This is a genomic window from Stenotrophomonas sp. 22692 (assembly GCF_052045015.1).
Classification (GTDB): domain Bacteria; phylum Pseudomonadota; class Gammaproteobacteria; order Xanthomonadales; family Xanthomonadaceae; genus Stenotrophomonas; species Stenotrophomonas geniculata.
This window is the reverse complement of the sequence record NZ_JBQEMR010000011.1, coordinates 74,860-95,092: the sequence shown is the minus strand read 5'-3', so window position 1 is coordinate 95,092 and position 20,233 is coordinate 74,860. Positions and strand designations below refer to the sequence as shown.

Genomic DNA, 20,233 nt, shown 5'->3' with positions numbered 1-20,233 from the left:
ACTCTACCGCCCCTCGGCCTATTTGCCGTAGCGGCGAAGCAGCTCGACCAGCACCGCGGCCTCGTCCGCCCGCTGCTGCGGGTCGTCGGCAGCCACCACATGTTCCTGCAGGTGCTCGTGCAGCAGCTCCATCAACAGGCTGTGGGCTGCACCGCGCACGGCGGCGACCTGCACCAGCACGTCCGCGCAGTCGCCCGCCTCGCCCTCGGGCTTGTCCAGCGCCTGCTCCAACGCCGCCACCTGACCCGCGATACGGCGCACCCGGGTCAGCAGCTGCTTTCGATTCTTGTGTACATGGGCCATGACTGGATCCTATACCCTATGGGGGTATCCACTCTACCCCCCTTGGTCCCCCCATGCACCTGGACGCCCTCGCCGCCGCCCGCCGCCACGAACACCGCTTCGACGACGGCAATCCGCTGGCCGAACGCAATACCCGCCGCGCCCTGTGGCTCACCGTCGGCATGATGCTGGTGGAGATCATCGGCGGCTGGTGGTTCAACTCCATGGCCGTGCTCGCCGATGGCTGGCACATGAGTTCGCACGCGCTGGCGCTGGGCCTCTCGGTGTTCGCGTACCGCTGCGCGCGCCGCTACGCGCACGATCCGCGCTTCGCCTTTGGCACCTGGAAGATCGAGATCCTGGCCGGCTACACGAGCGCCATCGCCCTGCTCGGCGTCGCCGCGCTGATGGCCGTGCAGTCTCTGGAGCGGCTGTGGGTACCGGCGCCGATCCACTACAACGAAGCCATCGCCATCGCTGCGGTGGGCCTGGGCGTGAACCTGCTCTGCGCATGGTGGCTGCACGACAGCCCGGGCCACGCGCATCACCACCACGGGCATGACCATGGCCATCATCACGCGCATGACCACGAACACCACGATCACGGCCGTGCGCACGGTCACGACCTCAACCTGCGCTCGGCCTACGTGCACGTGCTGGCCGACGCCGCCACCTCGGTGCTGGCCATCGTCGCCCTGCTCGGCGGCAAACTGCTGGGCCTGACCTGGCTGGACCCGGTGATGGGCCTGGTCGGCGCCGTGCTGGTCACGGTGTGGGCAGTGGGCCTGCTGCGCGACAGCGGCCGCATCCTGCTCGACGCGCAGATGGACGCACCAGTGGTGGCCGAAGTACGCGAAGTGATCGAACAGGGCCCGTGGCCGGCACGCCTGGCCGACCTGCACGTCTGGCAGGTCGGTCGCGGCAAGTACGCGGTCAGCGCCAGCGTGGTCACCAGCGACGTCACGCTGAATGCCGATACCGTGCGCAACGCGCTGGCGATCCACGAAGAGCTGGTGCACGTGACGGTGGAGATACACCGCAGCTGATCCTGCGCGACTGCGGTCGAATCTGTAGAGCCGAGCCCATGCTCGGCTTGCCGTTGCCTTTGCAGCGCCGAGCCATGCTTGGCTCTCGCAGGCCATCAGCCGAGCATGGCTCGGCCCTACAGTCAGAGCTTCAGCATCATCCGCAGCAGGTACATCAGCAGCGGCAGCGCGCTCAGCACCGCACCACCGATGCCGATCCACGGCCAACGCTCGCCGCGCACGCGCGAAGCCACCGCCAGACCGCCGCCCACCAGTGCCGCACCCAGCACGCCCACGCCCAGCCCGGCGGCCATGCCATTGCCGCCTGCGGCCACCGCCGCCTGCGCAGCCAACGTGCCCGCGCCCCAACCCACAGCGATCCCCAGCCAACTGGCCACGCCGCACCACGGTGCCTTGCCCTGCGCCATCCGAAAACCCCTGTGTCCTTGCCGAATTTCTGTACGGGCCACGCCCGTGTGCTGCCTACACTAGCCGCACCTGCCCCGTAGGGACATCCCATGCGCACGCTCCGCCTGCTGCTGCCCGGTGCCCTCCTGCTGCTCACTGCATGCGGTGGCGACGCCGGGCTTCCTTTCAGCGCCGACCCGTTGCAGGGCTGCTTCGCCACCGGCGCCCGCAAACCGGCCGACTTCCGCATCGACAAGGAAGGCGGCCAGTACTTCGTCTCCTTCAGCCGCGGCGACCAGTGGCAGCGCGAGCCCAATGCGCTGCACAAGGCCACCCGCAGCGAGATCAGCCGCTACTTCCGTGATGACGGCGAGCAGATCGACAGCGCGTTGATCCGCATGGCCGGTGGCTTCGGCATCTTCCACTTCAACAAGGACGCGACGTTGAAGGGCAAGGCCAGTGATAGTGACTACATGGCGTTGATGCTGATCGGCGCCGGGCCGGTGTATGCAGTGAATTGCCCGTAGGACGCAATGATTCTGATGGCGGCTCAGGGCAATATGGGTACATCCTGTCTTCTTTGAGGAGCGATGCCAATGCTGCTGTTTCTGCTGCTTGCAGTAAGCGCGCCGAAGACTCAGGGTGCCTATGACGAAGTCCGGCAGCTGCCCGATGGCCAGACCCTGATCATGCGCACCCTGGACTGGGATCTCGGTGATGGCCGCCACGAGCGCGTTACCGTTCACTGGCTGCTGCAGGAAGACGGCAGCCTGCGCTACGACTTTGATCGGCAGCCACCGGAAACCCAGGACGTCCATCGTCGGTCGTGCGCGCTGCAGGGCATGCAGCCCTCGCGTGGCGTCAACATGATTTCAGGAGAAGGAGCCACGCACGGCTTCAGCTGCACCCGCCAGCGGTAGCGCCGAGCCCACGCTCGGCTCCTGCCGTCTTCATCCACGCATGGCGTGGATCTACAGCAGCAGCCACCCCGGGGCCCCGGTAAAAGCTGCGGTACCATGCCCTCCCCCGAACCGCCCCGGTACCCGCCGTGCCCCACTACACCGGCCCCCTGCTGACCCGCGACAGCGCCGACACCCTGCGCCGTGCCCATGACAAGGGCGCTGCCGACTGGCAGGGCTCGCTCGACCTTGGCCGCAGCGAGGACAGCGTGGCGCTGGATGCCGACGGCTTCCACTTCCGTGGCCAGCCGTACCCGTGGCCGGGCAAGCTGAAGGACCGCACGCTGTACTACTGGGACGGCGAGGACTTCGCGCCGATCTCGCGCTACAGCGGTTCGCTGATCAAGCTGGTGCCGACCGAATGGGGCGCACCGACCTTCGAGATCGACGGCATCAAGATGCTGCCGACCTCCAAGCTGTCACCGTTCGAGGACGCGCGCCGCAAGGTCGAGCTGGTCGCCCCGGCCGGCAAGGTCATCCTCGATACCTGCGGCGGCCTGGGCTACTTCGCCGCCTGCGCGCTGGAGGCCGGTGTCGGCCAGATCCGCTCATTCGAGAAGAATGCCGACGTGATGTGGCTGCGCACGCTCAACCCGTGGTCGCCGGATCCGGACTCGGTCGCCGCCGGAGGCCGCCTGCAGTTCAGCCACGGCGACGTCTCGCGGCAGATCGAACAGGTGGCCAGCAACAGTGTCGAGGCGATCCTGCACGACCCGCCGCGCTTCGGCATCGCCGGCGAGCTGTACTCACAGGTGTTCTACGACCACCTTGCCCGCGTCATCCGCAAGGGCGGGCGTCTGTTTCACTACACCGGTGCGCCGAACAAGCTGACCAGCGGCCGCGACGTGCCGCGTGAAGTAGCCAAACGCCTGGAAAAGGCCGGGTTCAAGGCCGAGCTGGCGCTTGACGGCGTGCTGGCCGTCAAGCGCTGAGCCTCACTCCGAATCCACCTTGGCCAGCTTCATCACCCACCTTGGCACTTCCGGTTCACCGGCGTAGAAGTCCTTCGGTTTTTTCTCCGCCATCGCCCAGCGGTGCAGCCAGCTTGGACCGTAGCGGCCACTGTAGCCTTCCGCCCCGCGTGCATAGGCCGGATCGCGCATCGCTTCGTCCAGTGAAATGAAGCGATAGCCGCGGCGCTTCGTCGCGGCCACCAGTTCGGCGAAGGTGGCCGCGTTGAGTTCGTTGGCATGCATCAGCCACACCTGCGGCAGCGCATAGCCCAGCAGCGCCTGCGACTGCTTCTCGTAGTAGTCGAGCTTGTTCAGCATGTAGGGCACATAGCCTTTGCGCAGCTGCGCCAACGTCGCCTCGCGTGCCGGGGAATCGGGCTGCTCGTTCATCACGTTGGCATAGGCGAACGCCCACACCCACTCGCCGTTGTCGACCGTCACCGGTGCCACCCGGTAGCCATGCTGCCTGAAGAACGCGTCCATCTCCGCGCGTTCTTCCGGCGTGCGCCCGGCACGCAGATAGGGGTGACGCATCCACTGAGGCTTGAGCCCGCGCTCGGCCAGCAACGGCCGCAGCACCGCCTCGCCACGCAGGAAATCCTGCTGGAACGCAGGCACGCCCTTGGCGTTCAGATCCATGTGCGAGTAGGTGTGGTTGCCCAGCACATAACCGGCGTCCAGCCAGTCGCGCAGCATCTGCACCCGCGCCGGCTGCACCTGCCCGCCGATCTCAAGCTTGTTCCCGTTGACGAAGCCAACCACCGGCACACCCGCCTGGCGCAGCTGCGCCATCAGCGCTTCATGCCGCGACTGCAGGTCCGGCGGAACGATCTCGTCCACCCGCGCCCATGGCAGGTCGTCGATGGTCACCGCGATCCGACGATCCACTTCGGCGGCGTGCACCGCCAACGAACACAGCAGCAATGGCACAGCACGCAGCAACCAACGCATCAGCACATCCTTGCAGGAGCGAAGTGCTGACTTTAGCGCGATTGTGGATGCATGGTCGGCCACGCACCCGCTATGGGCTGCGCGACTGCACCTGACGCTCGCGCACGATCGCCCGCCACAGCATGAATCCCGCAGCCATCGCCATCAGCATCAACGCGACCAGCACCAGGGCAAGGTCATCGGGATTGCGCAGCAGCGGCGCGTGCTCGCGGGTGAGGATTCCGAATACCACCTGTTGCGCCTGTGCCAGCGGCAGCCGGCCCTGCTCGCCCAGTTCCACCAGGCACGCCGCTGGGGACAGTTTGGCTACGCTGATCCACGCCATGTCGTACAGATGCAATGCCCTGACGGCCAGCGCCAGGATCGCGGCGTGCAGCGCCATCAACCCCCAGTTGGCGCGTCGCAGGCGTTCGGACAGGCGGCCCAGGCGGTAAACGCTGATCGACATCGCACCCAGCAGCGCCAGTGCCACGCCTGCCATCGGAATCCACTGCAACGGTTGCCATGGTGCAAGCGCAGTGGACCGCGCCAGCAGCTGTTCGGCCACCTGCATGCGCGCGACCGGGTCAGGCCCACCGCATGCGTCATCCACCGGCTCCAGCAGCAGTTCCACGCGGTAGTGGAAGAAGCCGGCTGCAAGCGCTACCGCCAGCAGCGCCACCACCTGCAGTGCCAGCAGGATCGGGCCAGGACCACAGATACGACAGAAGCGGGTAGCAGCAGAGACCATCGGTTCATCCGTGACAACAAAGGACCATCCTAACCAAGCGCCCTGTGCTTGTCGGCTGGCGGATACGACAACCGTCGCGTGGTCCCGGTAGGATGTGGATGAGCATGGATGGTCGTATGTAGAGGTGTTGTGGATGGTCACGCTGTATCTGTGGGTGAGAACGCTGCTTCCGCTGCTGGCATTCGTCATCGCGTGGATGCTGCTGTCGCGCCTGATCAAGGCCCGCGTGGCGCGCCTTCCACGGGCTCCCTTGAACCTGCCCGAGCACAGCACCAGCCCGCGCCGGAAGGACCGGCGCATCTACGCACGCAAACTGCGGCGCAGACCCAGCCTGCGCACCGCAACGCGCCCGGCCACCGCGCCACGCAGCTGGAACCTCGCGGCGGTGTTCGTCTCGTTCTCCGCATTGATCGCCACCGTTCTGGTCATGCCGGATGGCGCGCGCTTCCAGGTGATGGTCGAGAGCCTCACTGGCTACCCGGCCACGATTGCAGAAGTACAGGTTCCCGCTGCCGGGCAGCCTCTCGTGCTGCAGGCGTGGCAGCCCGCACTGGCGCAGCTGTCGCGGCCGGTAGCGATGCGCTACCCGATCGGGCGCACCGGCGGCGAGCACGACGCGCACGCCACGCTTCCGGTACAGGTGAGGCATCAGGGTGATCGGCTGCAGGTGGCTGCGGCCTTGCCGGTGGATACCAATGTGCTGCGTGCAGAGCTTGCACGCCTGGCTGGGGTACCAGTTGAGGCCATCACCGTCCGCCAGAACAAGATCGCGCCCTGGCTGGAACCCGGCTGGAAGCCGCTGGCCAACCTGTAGAGCCGAGCCCACGCTCGGCTGCTTTTGCAGTAGATCCACGCCATGCGTGGATGGATGCAGAGCGGAGTCGAGCATGGCTCAACTCTACAGATCACGATCCGCGCGGCAGCTTCGCGGCCCACATGTTGTCCACCAGATTCGGGTAACGCCGTCCATTCTCTTCCGCCCGCTGTCGCGCCGCCTCTTTCTGCGCAGGCGACAGCGGCTGCGAGGTCTGGCCCTTGGGGTTGGGCTTCTTCCACGGGGGTGTCTTGGTCTGGCGCATGGCCGCAGCTTACCGCTTCAGGAAGTTCAGCAGCGCCAGATTGAAGTGGTCCGCATGGCTGGTATTGCACCCATGTGGTGCGCCTTCCAGGATCACCACTTCGCTGCCCGGAATGACCCGGTGCGTGCGCTGCCCAGAACCTTCAAACGGCACGATGGCATCGCTGTCACCGTGCAGGATCAAGGTTGGTACCGTGATCTTCTTAAGGTCTTCGCGGAAGTCGGTGGTGGCGAACGCCTTCATGCACCCCAGCGCTGCGTTCTGGTCGGATTGGTGGCACAGCGCGATGGCCGCCTGACGCGTCTCTTCGGTCACCATCAACTGGCCATTGGCGCTGAAGAAATCGCGGGTGAAGCCATCGAAGAACGCCTCGCGATCCTTCTCCAGACCACTGCGCATTTCGTCAGCCTTGTCCTGGATCAGCGGGCCTTCCGGGTTGTCGTCGCTGCGTAGCAGGAACGGCGGCACCGCTGCTGCAAACACCACACTGTGCAGGCGTTCCTGGCCATGGTTGGCCACGTAACGCGCTACCTCGCCACCGCCCATCGAGAAGCCGACCAAGGTGACGTCGCGCAGGTCACGTTCCTCGATCACCCCGGCCAGATCCGCCGCCAGCGTGTCGTAGTCGTAACCTTCTGCCGGCTTGTCAGAACGGCCGAAGCCACGCCGGTCGTAGCTGATCACCCGGTGCTGCGCGTCGCGCAGGATCGACACCTGCGTCTTCCAGGCATCGGCGGACAGCGGCCAACCGTGAATCAGAATGACCGGGCGGCCATCGCCACCGGTGTCTTCAACGTGCAGGCGGACGCGGGAAGCAGGCATGGGAGCTCCTGTGGAAGGGGAGGCTTTCAGGCTATGGGCCGGCCCCTATCGCGACCGTGATGGAATCGCCGGCCGCCATGACACCGCCTGCACAAGGGACGCCCCCTGGCCAATCCATAGATGCGGGCATTCACTCCCTGGAAATCCCGTTTCGTCGCAGCGCGGCTGCGGCCCTCGGAGCACCGTGCGAGCCTGCATGAATCCCGCCCTGGAGCCTCGCCATGCTGCTGCTCACCCTGCCCCTGCTGGCCGCCGGCCTCGCCGCCGCACCCGCGCCCTCCGATGACCTGCGCGAGCAGATCCACCAGGCCGACGCACAGCTGTTCGCCGCTGCGTTCGACGACTGCGACGCTGACAAGGCGGCAACCATGACCACTGAAGACATGGAGTTCTTCCATGACAAGGCGGGCAAGTCCGCCAGCAAGCGCGACGACTTCCGCCGCAGCGTGGCCGCCCTATGCGAGAGCACGCGCGTCAACCACACCCACCTGCGCCGCGAGCTGGTGGAAAGCTCGCTGCAGGTGTTTCCGCTGCACGATGACCGCGCCCTGGAGATCGGCGACCACCGCTTCCACGAGCGCGATGCAAACGGCATCGAGCACTGGACCGGCCAGGCCCGTTTCATCCAGGTCTGGCGCCGCGTGGACGGGCGCTGGCTGGCCGAGCGGGTGATCAGCTACGACCATCGGCCGGCGGACTGATCGCCGCGATGCGGTGGTTCACGGACCGGTTCTATACTGCCCAGGTCCGTCACGACTACCGCTGCAGATCGCCCCATGGCAGAGATCACCCCCAACCATCCCGAGTACGGCCTCAACCAGCAGATCCGTCAGGGCGTGGCTGCCCTGGACGCGCAGCATGGCCGTCCGTTCGACCAGACCAGCGAGCGTCTGACCGCCAGCCTGACCGTGCTGGCCCGCGAGCAGGGCCTGCAGCAGGTCGACCACGTGCTGGTCAGCAACGCCACGGCCAACCAGCCGGCGGGACACAACATCTTCGTGGTACAGGGCGACCCGGCCAATCCGGCGCACCTGCGGGCGATGATGCCGACCGCAGTGGCGGCGCAGACGCCGGTGGAGCAGTCGATGCAGAAGCTCGGCATTGCCCCGCAGCAGCCGGCCATGGGGCAGCTGCCCGAACAGCAGGCCCGTGAGCAGGAACAACAGCAGAACCCGGCACACCGCCTGGGCTGAGCCGCCTCCAGCGTTACCAGCGGCCCACCGCGAGAACGTCGGCTCGCCGTACGCTTGCCGCCCTAGGCCATGCGCGGCCCGGACTGCTCCTGCACCTGGCGCTGCTGCAGCTCATCCTGCGTACGCGCCTGCCCAGACTGCGACAGCTGCTCAGCGCGCTCGAAGGAGATTTCTGCCGGTGTCTGCGCGGCCACCGCCGTTGGCATGCTGGCCCGCAACTGTGCCGGGTCGTTGCGCTCCCCCTGGACGATGAAGATGCTCTGCGCCACATCGGCCTGCACGGTGCGATCGCTCAACAGCACATGGTCGACCTGGGTCAGGCCATTGGCCTTGGCCAGCGCGTACAGGCTGGCACTGATGTTCTCGCTGGTGGCATCGAAGGCACGGCCCCGCTCTGCATCGAGCCGGGCCACGCCCTGGTGGATCTGCGAGAGCAGCGGGTCGTTGCTGTGCCGGGCCAGAAGATCACCGCTTCGTTCGCCCATGCCCTCGGCATCACTCAGCATGTGTTGCTTGAGACTGCGCTCCGGCAGGGGATTGGTTTTCCTCTGGTTGAGCTCGCTGTCCGGAAACGGCGGATCAATGCTATCCACACCGTGGATGTTGCGCAGCGGTCGGAATGCATCCTTGCCTGCCCCCTTGATGTCAAGAGGAATGCGAACATCCGGAAGAAGCTGGCCGGCGGGACCACCCAACACGTTCACGTCGATGCTGCTTTTCCGCTGGATGCCCGCGTGATTCAGCGCTTCCCAAGTGAAGTCCACGCAGTTGTGGCGAACATCCTGATAGTGCTTGCTGAAACCGAATTTCTCCGGGTCCGAGCCGAACTGCTGGAGCTTCCTGTACTGATCTTCGCTGATCTCGAGGGTACGGGTGTAGCGCGGGTCTCTATAGACCGTTGCGTCATCCTCCATGATGGCGCCAGGACCATTCATGCTTCCGTGCTCCTTGGGAGCAAATCCATAGCTCTTCGCAGGCACGCCGGGTGCATGCAGGACGTAGAACATATGTCCTGGGGCGGACGTCTGCGGAACACCCTCATTGTCGACGGCCGGCTTGTGCGTCCTGGGGTCGATCAGCGGTGTGCCAGGTGCAGCAATAACGATCTCTACGGTATAGCGCGGCTTGTCCATAAGGTGATTCTTTCGTTCCTTCCAGTGGTAAGTGATTACTTGCCTGGCGGCCGGGCTGCGTGTACCCGCAACTGAGCCGAGTAATGCTGCAGTTCCGGCGAGGCCTGCGCAGTGCGAACCTGTACGCGATAGCGGGTATCAAGCTCCAGTGGCAGAGCAACCAGGCTCAGCGTGTATTGGCCGTCACTGCCCATGTGCGGCGACGTATACCGCCATTCGCTGGATGCATGCCATTCCGGAAGCTGTTCACCTGCATTGAGCACCCCGGCCTGATAGCTATCGTAGGTGGGAACATCCTTCCAGGCATCAGTGCCCCATTGCTGCAGGGTCACCTCGAACGGGACCCTTGATGTGCCCACGTCAGGCTCGTCCGGCCTTCGCGTCCCTTGGCGCTGCAACTCCAGCTCCAGCGCATACGTGCGACCCGGCTGGAAGTTGCGGGCATTCGTCTCGAACTCGAACCGCACCGCCCGGCCAGGCTCGGCAACGACAATTGGCTTGACCAGATCCAGTGGCTCCGGCGCATCCGGTACGCGGCTGCTGCAGGCGCCGAGTGCGCCCGCCAGCGTGAAGATCAGGCCGGCGCGCAGCCAGCGATGGATACCCAGCATGATTCAGATCCTTTGGCTCCCTGCCATGGGCTTCAACCCTAGCCGCCGGCTGCTGGCGCCGCAACCGGCCAATGAAAAAGGCAGAGTCTTCCCCCTGCCTTCTTCACGCGGCACGTCGCCGGGCGGGACCCGGCGTCAGCGCATCACAGCTGGATGCGCGCCACGCTCTCGTCAGCGCCCTTGTCATCCTTCTCGCCGTTCTTGATGCTCACGAACAGCACGTTGTTCTTCGCATCCAGCGCCAGGCTGTTCGGGTGGGTCGGCACGGTGTAGGTGGCCACCTTCTGGTAGCTGTCACTGTTGTAGGCGGTCACCGTACCGGCTTCGCGGTTGGTCACGTACAGGCGCTTGCGCGGTGCATCCAGCAGGATGCCCAGCGGGCCGGCGTCGGTCGGAATGCTGGCCAGTTCCTTGCCGGTGCTGCGGTCGAGCACCAGCACGCGCTGGCCCGGGTGCTTGCTGACCAGGCCGCTGCTCTTGGCCTGGTAACCCCGCAGGAATTCCGAGCCCTGGTCGGTCACGAACAGGCGCTTGCCGGCCGGATCCAGCGCGATGTTCATCGGCTGCTCGGCGGCGATCCTGTGTTGCGCCACTACCTTGTTCGAATCGGTGCCCACCACCACCAGGTTGGCCAGCAGGTTGCTGGTGTAGACGCGCTTGTTGGCCGCATCCAGCGCCAGGCCCGGCGCCTTGGCATTGCCCAGGCCGTCGATGGTGTTGATCACCTTCAGCGTGGTGGTATCGATCACGAACAGCACGCTGCTCACGTCCGGCTGGCTGCTGTGGCCGGTCACGTACAGGCGGTTGGCCGCGCTGTCGACCACCAGCTCGCGCAGGTCGTGGGTGTAGGCGGCCTTGCCGTCCTTGCCGATCTTCTTCTCCATCAGCTGGATGGTGCCGACGCCCTTGTTCTGCGCGGTGTCGACCACGGTCACCGACAGGTCCACGGTGTTGCCCACGTACAGGCGGTTGTGGGCGTCATCCAGCACCACGCCGAACGCCTTGCGCTCCAGCGGGATGCGGGTTTCCACGGCCAGCGTGGCCGGGTTCAGGCGCAGCACCTGGGCAGGGCCGGCGTCATCGCCGAAGCCGCCGGACGAGGCCACGAACACGGCGTTCTGCTTCGGGCTGTAGGCCAGCTCGTACAGGCCCTTGGCCACGGCCTGGCGCTGCACAGCGGCGGTGGCACTGGCGGCGGGAGCGTTGTCGGCGAACGCCGAGGGCGCGCCGAGGCTGAGCGAAACGGCAACGGCCAGGGCGGCCGAGCGGAAGAGAGGAGTACGGAACATGCGAGCGTCCTTGAATGGGCACGGGAGGGTGTCCTGGCTCGCTGGGCCGTACTGCGACGGCCCGACCTGCATCTGTCTGCGCGGGTGGGCTGGCTGGGGTTGCGGGGGAATGGTAGCAGGTGGGGGGCGTGACGTGCGCCGGCGCGGGCATGGCCGACGCTCGACCTCGATGCTGCGCCCGCGGCTATGCCATCCGTGGACCGTGGCTCTGCTGAAGCTGCTGCTCCTCCTGCAGGCGCTGCGCGTCTCGCTGCGGCTCGTTCTGCTGCAACTGCGCGACGCGATCGAACGAGGCCTCCACCGGTGCCTGCGCAGCCAACTCCGCCGGCATGCTGGCGCGCTGGTGTGCCGGGTCACTGCGGTCACCCTGCACGATGAACAGCTTCGGTGCGGTATCACCGCGCTGCTCGCCCAGCACCACCTCGTCCACGCGCGAGAATTGCTGCTCCTTCGACAGCGCGAGCAGGCTGGCACTGACATTGCCGTTGCGTGCACCGAAAGCGCCGAGGTCGGCCACCTGCTGGTGGATCTGGTTGAGGCGGGCATGATCGTCGTGCGCCGGGTCTGCGGGCGTGCCGCTTGCCGCGAGTGCACTGTTGCCGCGCCACTGCTCGCCGTTCTCGGTGAACATCCACTCGCGGAAGGTCTGCTTCGGCATCGGGTTCCACTGCACCTTGTCCAGTTCGCTACCCTTCACCTGCTGCGGAATGGCGTTGACCGCGCGGATGTTGTCCAGGACCCTGGTAGCGCCCTCGTAGTTGGTGATCTCCCCGGCCAGCCCCACCGGGCGCAGCCCTGCGTGGTTCAGGGCACCCCACGCGAAATCGGTGCAGGCGTTGGAGAAGAAGTCGTAGTTCATGTCGAAGCCGTGCTTCTTCGGGTCTGCCGAGAACTCGAGGATGCGGTCGTACTGCTCCTTGCTGATCTCGATCGTGCGCTCGAAGCGGGGCTTGTCGTAGACCAACACATCCATGTCATCGACTTTGCCCCTGTTCGGCTCGTCCTTGGTGCCTGCGTGGGTGAAACCCATGCTCTCCGGGAAGGGTTCACCCGAACGGCGCAGCGACAGGAACATGTGCCCCGCGAACGATGGCTCCAGCAGAAACCTGTTTCCCTCAGCATCACGGCCGTAGCGCGGCGTGCCGGGGGCCGCCAGATGAATGGTTACGCTGTAGCGTTCGGCATCGTCCTTGTGCATGTCTACTTTCCTAGTGATTGGTAGCCAACGATCAGTTCTGCTTTCAGGCCTTCCAGCCGGGGCCGATCCTCCACAAAGTCCACCCGCAGAACGTAGCGCCCGGGTGCAATGCCTCCGACCTGCGCCAACTGCAACGTGCGATAGAGCACCTCTTCAGAGTACAACCCGGCCTCGGCCAAGCTGTTGATGTCCACGCTCCCCGTCGTCAGGTCTGTTACCACGCCATCCTCCCCGATTTTCTGAGAATCGCGTCCATCGCGAGTACGCTGCCAGAGCTGCACAGGACCAGGTGCACCGCCATCAATACGCTCCAGGCGCAGCCGCGTTGGCAGCCGTCCCAGCGTGATCTTCTCCGAAGCATCCAGCAGCCGTCGCGCATCGGTATCCTGCAGCCGCAACCCGATGTTCAGGATCGGAATGGCCGGCTTCTGGGGCGCCGGCAAATCAAACGTGACCTCGGCAATCCGACCGGCCTTCTGCAACTGCACGGCCCGCGTGAACGGCACAACCGTGCGCGCCTCGGCCTGTGCGCGCGTCAGCAGGGGCGGCGCAACCTCCGGCGCTGGTGACGCACGGCATGCCGCCAGCGCGCCCAGCACCGCCAGTACCACCAGCCCCCGCCGCAGTGGCCGCATCATTGCTCCTTCAACCGCAGCGAATCGGCCACATCGATCTTGGCCGCCACCTCGGTGGCGATGCTGGCGCGGCGGTGCCCCGGGTCGTTGCGGTCCCCCTGCACGATGAAGATGCTCTCCGCCGCATGGCTGCTTTGGGTCGGCCTGCTGAGCAGCACGTGGTCCACGCGCGAGAGATTGTTCTGCTTGGCCAGCACCAGCAGGCTGGCGCTGATGCGCTGGCTGGCCGCATCGAACGGGCGGCCGTGCGCGGCATCCAGTTCGGCCACTTTCTGGATCAGCTGCGAGAACAGGCGATGGTCCGGATGCGAGGGGTCCAGCAGCGTGCCGGCCACTTCGATCGGCGTCGGTGGCGGTTCATCGATCGCGCGGTCGCCCTGGCGATGATGCTCGGCCTCGCGCTCGGGCATCGCGTGGTGGGTTTCGGCATTCAGATCGCTGCCCGGGAACGGCGCAGCAATGCACTGGATTTCCGGCAGGTTGAACAGCACCGCGAACTCGCCCAGGTTGCTGCCGCCGTCCAGCGGCGCCGGCAGCGGATGCAGGCCCGCGTAGTGCAGCGCGGCCCAGACGAAATCGCTGCAGCGGTTGATGGTGGCCGGGCGATCCACATCGAATTCGAACTCGGCCGGTTCCTCGGCGAAGTCGCGCAGGCAGCCGTAATGCTCCTCGGTGATTTCCAAGGTGCGGCTGTAGTACGGGTCCAGATGCTCGTCGGCATCATCGTGGCGCACCTGCGCGTACTGCACGCCGGTGCGGGCTTCGCCCGGCGCGTGGCGCGGCGGGGCGAAGCCGTAGCTGTGGGCCTCGTCGCCCGCGGCCACCTGAAGGTACATATGGCCGCGCGGCGAGATGCCACCACTTTTCAGCGGGGTGCCGGGCGCGGCCAGGTACAGCGTTGCGGTGTAGCGTGTTGCCTGCTCCATGCCTGTTCAGCCTTGATGGGTGCTGCGGTCCTGGCTGGATGATGGCATAGGTGGGATGGGGGGCAGGTGGAGGACAAAGTTGGGGCCACGACTGGCATGCTGAATGTGTGAACCAGCCAGCAATCCAAGAAGCTGACTGCTTCGCTACTTGGGCCTGCGCAGGTAGGCAATCAGCAGTTCGGGGTGATACGGATCAAGCTGCGTCAGAGGCGAATGCAGTTGCACTTCAACCCGGTATCGGCCCGGCGACGGATTGCGTGCCCATGCGAAGGCCAGCTGTGCGTAGGTATCACCGGGTCGTTCCAGCCCAGCATTCTGCAGCGCCAGTACGTCAGCATCGTCCAGCCACGCGCTGGTTACTCGACCATCGGCGGGGATGGGAATCGTCCGGGTAGGTTCCCCGATGATGGATTCCAGCCGGTGCAACGGCACGTCCGTCCATCCACCCAATTCCAGGCGCTGCATGGAGACGTTGGCCTGGAACCCGGATGCCTGAACATCGACCAGTGCCTCCAATGCCGCGATGTCGTCCGTACGATCGACCCGAATGCCGATCATGAGCGTCGGAGAGGAATTCTTGCTGGGAACATCCACATCGAATTCCACCGCCAATGGTTCATCCATTGACGAGGTGGGCATGGCGCGCGCAAGCGGCACCAGATCCGGACGATGGGCCTCTGCGATCGAGCCTGCGTCGCGAGCCGCCTCGGGTCGGCACCCCGTAGCCAGAAGAACGAGCAGTCCAGCGAGCATGCAGATCCGGCGCTTTTCCTGTGGCTTCATCTTCGCTCCTTTTCGCAGGTCGCCCAGTGCAGCTCACACGTTGATCATCCCCCGCTGGCCGCACGAATCTGGATGTCGTGCTGCACCCGCTGGTCTTCCAGCTGCTGATCCATCTGATTCGCAAGCGCACGCTGATTCGCTTCACGGCTGACCGCATCGAACTGCTGCAGTGATTCCTCCACCGATGTCTGCGCCGCCAGCTCGGTCGGCATCGCAGCGCGCTGATGTGCCGGATTGCTTGGCTCGCCCTGCACCACGAACAGCGTGTGCCCGGCCGGGTGTTCGTGCGTAGCGTTGCTCACCAGCACATGGTCCACCCGCTCCAGGTCGTTGTCCTTGGCCAGTACCAGAAGGCTGGCGGTCATGCGTTCGCTGACTTCATCGAAGCTGCGGCCGTGCTTGGCGTCCAGCGCTTCCACGCCCTCACGGATCTGCTGATACAACGCGTGATCGGGGTGGCCGGGCTGCGTGGGGTCCTGCAGCGTCCGGTTCGGGGCCGATGCCTCATCCGGTGCGGGCGCGGCTGGCTCAGGGCTTGGCGCTATCGTGGGCTCGGCAGGAACAGTGAAAGCCGCAGTGACGGGCTGGAGGTCATCCGATGGAGCCGGTTCGGGCTCTGGCACGTGTTGTGCCGCTTCCTGCTCCAAAGGCCATGGATCGCGCGCAGGCTCAGCAGGCAGCGGCTCCTTGAACGGCACCGGCTCGACCTCCTGCACTGCCATGTCCTGCTTTGGAGTGGGAGCAACCGCAGGCACCGGGGCCATCTGCTCCGGCTCCGATGCCTGCTCTGTGCGCTGCGTGGGCATCGCCTGCGTTGCCGCATCCAGAAGAGGTGCGGCGGCATGTGGCGTCGAGCGCTCAGGTGCGGCCGGGGGCGCCTGCATCGGCCCAGCCTGCTCCGGCGTCTGTGAGGCGGTACGATTTTCGGTGGGCGCCTCGCTATTTGGATGGGGCTGAGGTTGCGGCTCCGCCTCACGCCGCGGCGGATCGCGCTGCTCGGCGTGCCGTTGAGGCTCAGGCTTGTCCTGTGGCGCGGGCGTAGGTGGTGGCGGGCCCCCTATCGCGGGCGGCGCTGCCGCAACCGCCGCAGGCGCGATGGTTTGCGCAGTCGCCGGCTCTTCAGGCCGCACTTCCACGCTCCCATCCTGCTCGGATGGCTTGTCGCCATGTGCCACCTGAGCGGCTGCTCGTGCAGCCTGTCCTGCATCTACCTGCGCAGCACCCAGCCGATTGGCTTCCTGCAGTGCCTGCCGGTACGCCTCCTGCTCACCCGCCGACAGCGCAGCAATGCGCAGCTCGGGCGAGTCGGGCAACGGCGCCTGCTCATTGGTACGCGCGCGCACCTCATTCCATGCTGCCTGCAGCTCCTGCGTACTGGTGGTCGCGACGGCGCGTGCCACGCCATCCTGGCCTACCTGGTAATGGGTGATGGGCCGAGAGGCGCCCGCGTTGCCCTCGGCCACAGGCCCGAGTTCCTGCAGCGTGGGACCCGTAATGCCGTGCTGCTCGCGCGTGCGCGCCGTGGCCAGCGCAATGGCCTGCTCCCACGCTGGGGTCAGCGCGACGCCCGCAGCGTAGTAGCTGTGGCGCAGCTCGTTCTGGTTCACCTCCGCCGCAGACGGCAGCGGCCGCGATTCCAATGCGGCAATAGTCTGGTTGAACTGATCGAGCGACGGCTGCTGGATGGTGCGGGTCAGCTCCAGCTCCAGCGCCATGTTCCCCTGCGCGATCTGGCCAGCATGGCTCCATTGTCCTGCTTCATCGCGCTGATAGAGCTGGTTGTCCGAGCCCTGGATGGCGTCGGGCCTGGCACGGGCCTGCTCCACCGCCTCCGGCACCAGCGGCACGAAGTCGCTGGCGCGGGTAGCGGCGTAGGTCTCCAGGTAGCTGGCGGCAATGGCGGCCTTGCCGTTGGCGATATTGCTCTCGATGCGCTGCACCGCCTCACGATTCAACTCGTTGGCGCGTTCGGGGCTGGCGGTCTGCGTCTCATACACACCCCGGTCGTTGGCACCGGACACGCCAATCTTGACCTGCCGCGTCCACTGCTCGGTCTGCGCATCGCGGTGCCAGTTGGGATTGTCCAGACGGCCCTCGCCGTCCTTCGCCGGGATGCTGAAAGGATCCTGCGGCGGCGGCGCCTTGCCCAGCGCCAGCTCTACCGCTTTTACATGGGCGTATGCGCCCAGCTCGCGGGCCTTCTCGTAACTGGCGCCCACACTGCGCTCAGCCGGATTGCCCAGGCCGTCGCCTGCGCTGTCCATGACCGCGTGGCGCTGCCAGTTGCGGCCATCGAACTGCCACGTGACATCGGCCTTGTCGGTCTGCCGGTAGACGGCGCGGTTGTCGAGCAGATCGGCGCCCTTGTCGAACGCCTTGCTCATCAGCAGCGCATCGCCCGCGACGACGGCCGCAGGGACGAAACTGGAGGTGCCGATCACCGATGCGGTGGCCATGCCACCGATCCAGCCACCGCCATTGCGCGCCAGGGCATGGGTGAGCTCGGACTGGGCGGCGGTGCCGTTACCTTCCTCCAGCAGCTGCGAGGTTCGGCGGGCGGTGATGACGGCGTCGGCGCCGGAGGCGAGCAGGCCGCCGGAGCGGATCAGTTGGCTGGTGGAGGCTTCGCCGAGGAGGATACTGGTAGTTGCAAATCCTCGCTGACCTTGCGGAAGGCGCAATGGGTCTGCCGCTTCCTTACCCAGAGCATTCTCAACTATCAGGACTCCCTCTGAGGATATGCTCAGCCTGCCACCGTGGTAGGCGCTGGAGATTGCCTCCGAAAGGCCTTGACGCTGCAACTCCGCTCCACCTCCACGTGTTAACGGATTGGGAGATGACTGAACGTGCCGGAGCGTGGCCACTACACGATGCTCCGAATGAGTAACACCCGCCCAGCCGCTATCGATCGGCGTGAAGCTCCTGAGCTGTTGAAGCTGGGGAGCGTTTAACTGGCCATAACGGGCTTCGTTGAAGAAGAAGCTCTGAACTTGTGGCCGAATATCGTCAGGCTTCAGACCATAGGGAGCGTTGGTGTAGAGATCACCATTGATCAAGCCAACCCGTACCGTGTCCCGCAGTGCCTCTACCCGCCCGGAAATCCGCGCCTGTGCGGCAGCGTCTCCGTTGAACGCGCCCACTCCATCGGGCGTCTGCTCCAAGCGACGCAAACGTTGCAGGAGGCCGATCTGATAGTCGGCGATAGGGCCACCACTGTGCGGAGTGATTCCCAGCGTTTGAGCGAACGCCGGATCAGCCGGGAGAAAGATCCGATTCTCCGGGGCGTGAATATCAAAATGACCGGTGTCGGCGAGCATCCTGAGCAGCGGGCTACGCGCCAGTGTGCGCTGCTCGATGGCGTGATGGTCTTGAAAGTGAGGTCCATTGCGAGGCATCGATCAGGCTCCTTCCTGCTCAGTAGCTGCAAAGCGGCTAGATATCTGCAGCGTCAATAAACCACATGCCATCGGCATCATTGTCAGTAGCCACGCCAGCGCTTTCCACAGCGTCTTTGAACACGTGGTCGCAAAAGACAGAGGCTGTATAAGGTGTCTTGAACACGTGCGCCTGGCCGAGCGCGCCACGATCAAACGTCACACTTGCACCACCACCCAGGTCGTAGAACTTCCCGTTGATAAAATCTTCGGAGGTATCAATAAAGAGCTTGGAAGCACCTTCGTCCAACGCATCAACTACCCGGATCACAGTGCACAAGTAGCGGCGGTCACCTTGGCTGCCATCTTCCAGCCGATAGTCAATCTCCGCAAAGGCAAAGGCGTGAGGATCAACGGAAATCATCACGTCATGCAGTCGTTTCGAAACGAGCCAGTATCCGCTGAATCCCGGCTCCAGATCCCGCGGCGGTGCGCCCATGCTGGGATTGAAAGCCAATCGCGGAACTTCGCGGAGTGGTGGAATGCCCCCCCCCTCTGGTAGCAGGATCATGCGGGGAGGAGACAGCAGACGATCCAGATTCTCGAAGACTACCCCGCATGCAGGGCCGCTGATTGCACCGGCCTCAAGGAGAAAGAACTCCCCCTTCCGGGGGTGATTAGCTGAGGTCGAATCCATGCGCTATCTCCATCTCATTCTGATTCCTGCACTGGGCACAGCTTACCGGTGGCCGGTCACGGAGCAAATACTCGCAATCCTAAAGTTACGTGCTGAATGGGCATACTTCCTGTAACCCGGTCTGCAGCAGCCGGTATCGGATGACAACGAAATCCATTACACGTAGACCACCCGTCCAATGGACGCCCTTCACTTGGTCGTCATCGACAATGGCGACGTCGGCTTGGACGAGCACCCGCTGGGCTGCTACCCGGACCTCCACCTCGCGAGGCAGTCCTGGTGTTCGGCAGCAACTACGACCTGCAGCTGGACGATGGGCGGTGGCTACAGCCGGGCGTGCCTGACTGAACCGTGCGGCCGTTCAACACGCCGGAATTGGCTCGCCATCAGCTGCCTGCTCCCCAAGGTCAGATTTCCGCAGCATCCACGAACGAGATGCCGCTATCCCGAGGATTCGTTGGAAGCGCCGCTGCGTGAACTGCATTAACAAATTCGCGGCTCGCGATCACGAAGGTGCTGAATGGGGTCAGGAAGACATGCGCATCTCGCACCACCTCAGAGCGAATGGCAAGACTCGCCCCACCTGCAATGGAATCGAACTTTCCGTTGACGAAGTCCTCATCGATCTCGATATCAAGCCTTGAACGCCCCTCGTCTATCGCGTCCAGTTCACGTACCACGTCGCACAGGAAACGTCGTGGCATAGGTGTGCCATCAGCCAGGCGAACATCACACTCAACGAATTCGAACGCCTGCGGATCCACGGATTTCATTACCCGCCATAGCCGTTCCGAGACGAGCCAGTACCCGCTGAAGCCGCCCTCCAGGTCACGTGGCTCAGGGCCCTTGGAAGCGTCGAAGACGATGCGTGGCGTCTCGCAAAGCGCCGGGAAACCCCCATTGTCCGGGCGCAGAATGATGCGCGGTGGATCGATCAACACCGACAGGTTCTCAACCTCGGCGCCCCGGAAAGGACGGCTGCTTTCCAGATCTGGTGAGAACAAGTAGAACAGGCCCGCTTGAGAGCCTTGGGTGGGGCTTTGCTTCATCGCCTGCGTCCCTGGATTCCCTTCAATGACACCGCAGATGGAGCTTACCCTTCATAGCATGGCTGTTTCGAGGTAGATGCGACGGGTTCGCGGTTTCCGCTGATGGGCCCCTGTGATGACCAAGAAGCAGGTGCCA

General features: G+C 65.1%; 23 protein-coding genes. 7 read left to right on the top strand and 16 right to left on the bottom strand.

Going from position 1 to position 20,233, the window contains the following annotated elements; genetic code table 11:
* Positions 1-18: 18 nt before the first annotated feature.
* Entirely contained in the window at positions 19-303 is a 285-nt protein-coding gene (locus ACTJJM_RS11130) for a metal-sensing transcriptional repressor (RefSeq protein WP_010484160.1), read from the bottom strand.
* A gap of 53 nt (positions 304-356) precedes the next feature.
* Here ACTJJM_RS11130 and dmeF point away from each other — a divergent pair, with 53 nt between their 5' ends.
* On the top strand, positions 357-1,328 hold the full coding sequence (gene dmeF, locus ACTJJM_RS11125; RefSeq protein ID WP_241874429.1) for a CDF family Co(II)/Ni(II) efflux transporter DmeF: 972 nt from the start codon (positions 357-359) through the stop codon (positions 1,326-1,328).
* 122 nt (positions 1,329-1,450) lie between these two features.
* Here the strand turns inward: dmeF and ACTJJM_RS11120 are convergent, their stop codons facing one another.
* Positions 1,451-1,735, bottom strand: coding sequence for a hypothetical protein (locus ACTJJM_RS11120; protein WP_049454421.1), 285 nt, complete (start codon positions 1,733-1,735; stop codon positions 1,451-1,453).
* A gap of 90 nt (positions 1,736-1,825) precedes the next feature.
* Here ACTJJM_RS11120 and ACTJJM_RS11115 point away from each other — a divergent pair, with 90 nt between their 5' ends.
* The 3 genes from ACTJJM_RS11115 to ACTJJM_RS11105 all read left to right on the top strand — a co-directional run bounded on the left by ACTJJM_RS11115 (position 1,826) and on the right by ACTJJM_RS11105 (position 3,606).
* Positions 1,826-2,242, top strand: coding sequence for a hypothetical protein (locus tag ACTJJM_RS11115; RefSeq protein ID WP_224328918.1), 417 nt, complete (start codon positions 1,826-1,828; stop codon positions 2,240-2,242).
* Between the two features lie 69 nt (positions 2,243-2,311).
* Positions 2,312-2,635: a hypothetical protein gene (locus tag ACTJJM_RS11110; protein ID WP_106550498.1), complete on the top strand. Its 324-nt coding sequence runs from the start codon at positions 2,312-2,314 to the stop codon at positions 2,633-2,635.
* A 128-nt stretch (positions 2,636-2,763) separates the two neighbouring features.
* Positions 2,764-3,606: a class I SAM-dependent methyltransferase gene (locus tag ACTJJM_RS11105; protein WP_224328916.1), complete on the top strand. Its 843-nt coding sequence runs from the start codon at positions 2,764-2,766 to the stop codon at positions 3,604-3,606.
* A 3-nt stretch (positions 3,607-3,609) separates the two neighbouring features.
* On the opposite strand, the gene ACTJJM_RS11100 is transcribed toward ACTJJM_RS11105, so the two are convergent.
* Together ACTJJM_RS11100 and ACTJJM_RS11095 are read right to left on the bottom strand one after the other, a co-directional pair.
* Positions 3,610-4,578, bottom strand: coding sequence for a polysaccharide deacetylase family protein (locus tag ACTJJM_RS11100; RefSeq protein WP_241874430.1), 969 nt, complete (start codon positions 4,576-4,578; stop codon positions 3,610-3,612).
* A 70-nt stretch (positions 4,579-4,648) separates the two neighbouring features.
* Complete coding sequence (locus ACTJJM_RS11095) at positions 4,649-5,308, bottom strand: hypothetical protein (protein ID WP_241874431.1); 660 nt, start codon at positions 5,306-5,308, stop codon at positions 4,649-4,651.
* Between the two features lie 133 nt (positions 5,309-5,441).
* Here ACTJJM_RS11095 and ACTJJM_RS11090 point away from each other — a divergent pair, with 133 nt between their 5' ends.
* Positions 5,442-6,122 (top strand): hypothetical protein, encoded by a 681-nt coding sequence (locus ACTJJM_RS11090; RefSeq protein WP_241874432.1) that lies wholly within the window; start codon positions 5,442-5,444, stop codon positions 6,120-6,122.
* Positions 6,123-6,213: 91 nt separating this feature from the next.
* On the opposite strand, the gene ACTJJM_RS11085 is transcribed toward ACTJJM_RS11090, so the two are convergent.
* Together ACTJJM_RS11085 and ACTJJM_RS11080 are read right to left on the bottom strand one after the other, a co-directional pair.
* Positions 6,214-6,387, bottom strand: coding sequence for a hypothetical protein (locus ACTJJM_RS11085; protein WP_005412082.1), 174 nt, complete (start codon positions 6,385-6,387; stop codon positions 6,214-6,216).
* Positions 6,388-6,396: 9 nt separating this feature from the next.
* The gene (locus ACTJJM_RS11080) at positions 6,397-7,209 is read right to left on the bottom strand and encodes an alpha/beta fold hydrolase (protein WP_241874433.1); all 813 of its coding nucleotides are present in this window, start codon (positions 7,207-7,209) and stop codon (positions 6,397-6,399) included.
* Between the two features lie 221 nt (positions 7,210-7,430).
* Between ACTJJM_RS11080 and ACTJJM_RS11075 the strand changes: the two genes are divergently transcribed.
* The gene (locus tag ACTJJM_RS11075) at positions 7,431-7,910 is read left to right on the top strand and encodes a DUF4440 domain-containing protein (protein WP_134958776.1); all 480 of its coding nucleotides are present in this window, start codon (positions 7,431-7,433) and stop codon (positions 7,908-7,910) included.
* 75 nt (positions 7,911-7,985) lie between these two features.
* Entirely contained in the window at positions 7,986-8,402 is a 417-nt protein-coding gene (locus ACTJJM_RS11070; RefSeq protein ID WP_010484171.1) for an XVIPCD domain-containing protein, read from the top strand.
* Positions 8,403-8,464: 62 nt separating this feature from the next.
* On the opposite strand, the gene ACTJJM_RS11065 is transcribed toward ACTJJM_RS11070, so the two are convergent.
* The 10 genes from ACTJJM_RS11065 to ACTJJM_RS11020 form a co-directional block, all read right to left on the bottom strand.
* On the bottom strand, positions 8,465-9,535 hold the full coding sequence (locus ACTJJM_RS11065) for an XVIPCD domain-containing protein (RefSeq protein ID WP_440865483.1): 1,071 nt from the start codon (positions 9,533-9,535) through the stop codon (positions 8,465-8,467).
* A 35-nt stretch (positions 9,536-9,570) separates the two neighbouring features.
* The gene (locus ACTJJM_RS11060; protein WP_159359719.1) at positions 9,571-10,146 is read right to left on the bottom strand and encodes a hypothetical protein; all 576 of its coding nucleotides are present in this window, start codon (positions 10,144-10,146) and stop codon (positions 9,571-9,573) included.
* A gap of 143 nt (positions 10,147-10,289) precedes the next feature.
* On the bottom strand, positions 10,290-11,435 hold the full coding sequence (locus tag ACTJJM_RS11055) for a YncE family protein (protein ID WP_159359718.1): 1,146 nt from the start codon (positions 11,433-11,435) through the stop codon (positions 10,290-10,292).
* A 184-nt stretch (positions 11,436-11,619) separates the two neighbouring features.
* Positions 11,620-12,633, bottom strand: a complete 1,014-nt coding sequence (locus ACTJJM_RS11050) for an XVIPCD domain-containing protein (protein ID WP_021204458.1) — start codon at positions 12,631-12,633, stop codon at positions 11,620-11,622.
* Positions 12,634-12,635: 2 nt separating this feature from the next.
* On the bottom strand, positions 12,636-13,271 hold the full coding sequence (locus ACTJJM_RS11045) for a hypothetical protein (protein WP_159359717.1): 636 nt from the start codon (positions 13,269-13,271) through the stop codon (positions 12,636-12,638).
* On the bottom strand, positions 13,268-14,194 hold the full coding sequence (locus ACTJJM_RS11040; RefSeq protein WP_440865480.1) for an XVIPCD domain-containing protein: 927 nt from the start codon (positions 14,192-14,194) through the stop codon (positions 13,268-13,270). The genes ACTJJM_RS11045 and ACTJJM_RS11040 overlap by 4 nt, the downstream gene beginning before the upstream one ends.
* A 144-nt stretch (positions 14,195-14,338) precedes the next feature.
* Positions 14,339-14,977, bottom strand: coding sequence for a hypothetical protein (locus ACTJJM_RS11035; RefSeq protein ID WP_159359715.1), 639 nt, complete (start codon positions 14,975-14,977; stop codon positions 14,339-14,341).
* Positions 14,978-15,021: 44 nt separating this feature from the next.
* The gene (locus tag ACTJJM_RS11030) at positions 15,022-18,372 is read right to left on the bottom strand and encodes an XVIPCD domain-containing protein (protein ID WP_159359714.1); all 3,351 of its coding nucleotides are present in this window, start codon (positions 18,370-18,372) and stop codon (positions 15,022-15,024) included.
* Positions 18,373-18,409: 37 nt separating this feature from the next.
* Entirely contained in the window at positions 18,410-19,048 is a 639-nt protein-coding gene (locus tag ACTJJM_RS11025) for a DUF1629 domain-containing protein (protein ID WP_159359713.1), read from the bottom strand.
* Positions 19,049-19,455: 407 nt separating this feature from the next.
* Positions 19,456-20,097 carry a DUF1629 domain-containing protein gene (locus ACTJJM_RS11020; RefSeq protein ID WP_159359712.1) on the bottom strand — a complete coding sequence of 214 codons (642 nt, stop codon included), beginning with the start codon at positions 20,095-20,097 and terminating at the stop codon, positions 19,456-19,458.
* Between the last annotated feature and the right edge of the window lie 136 nt (positions 20,098-20,233).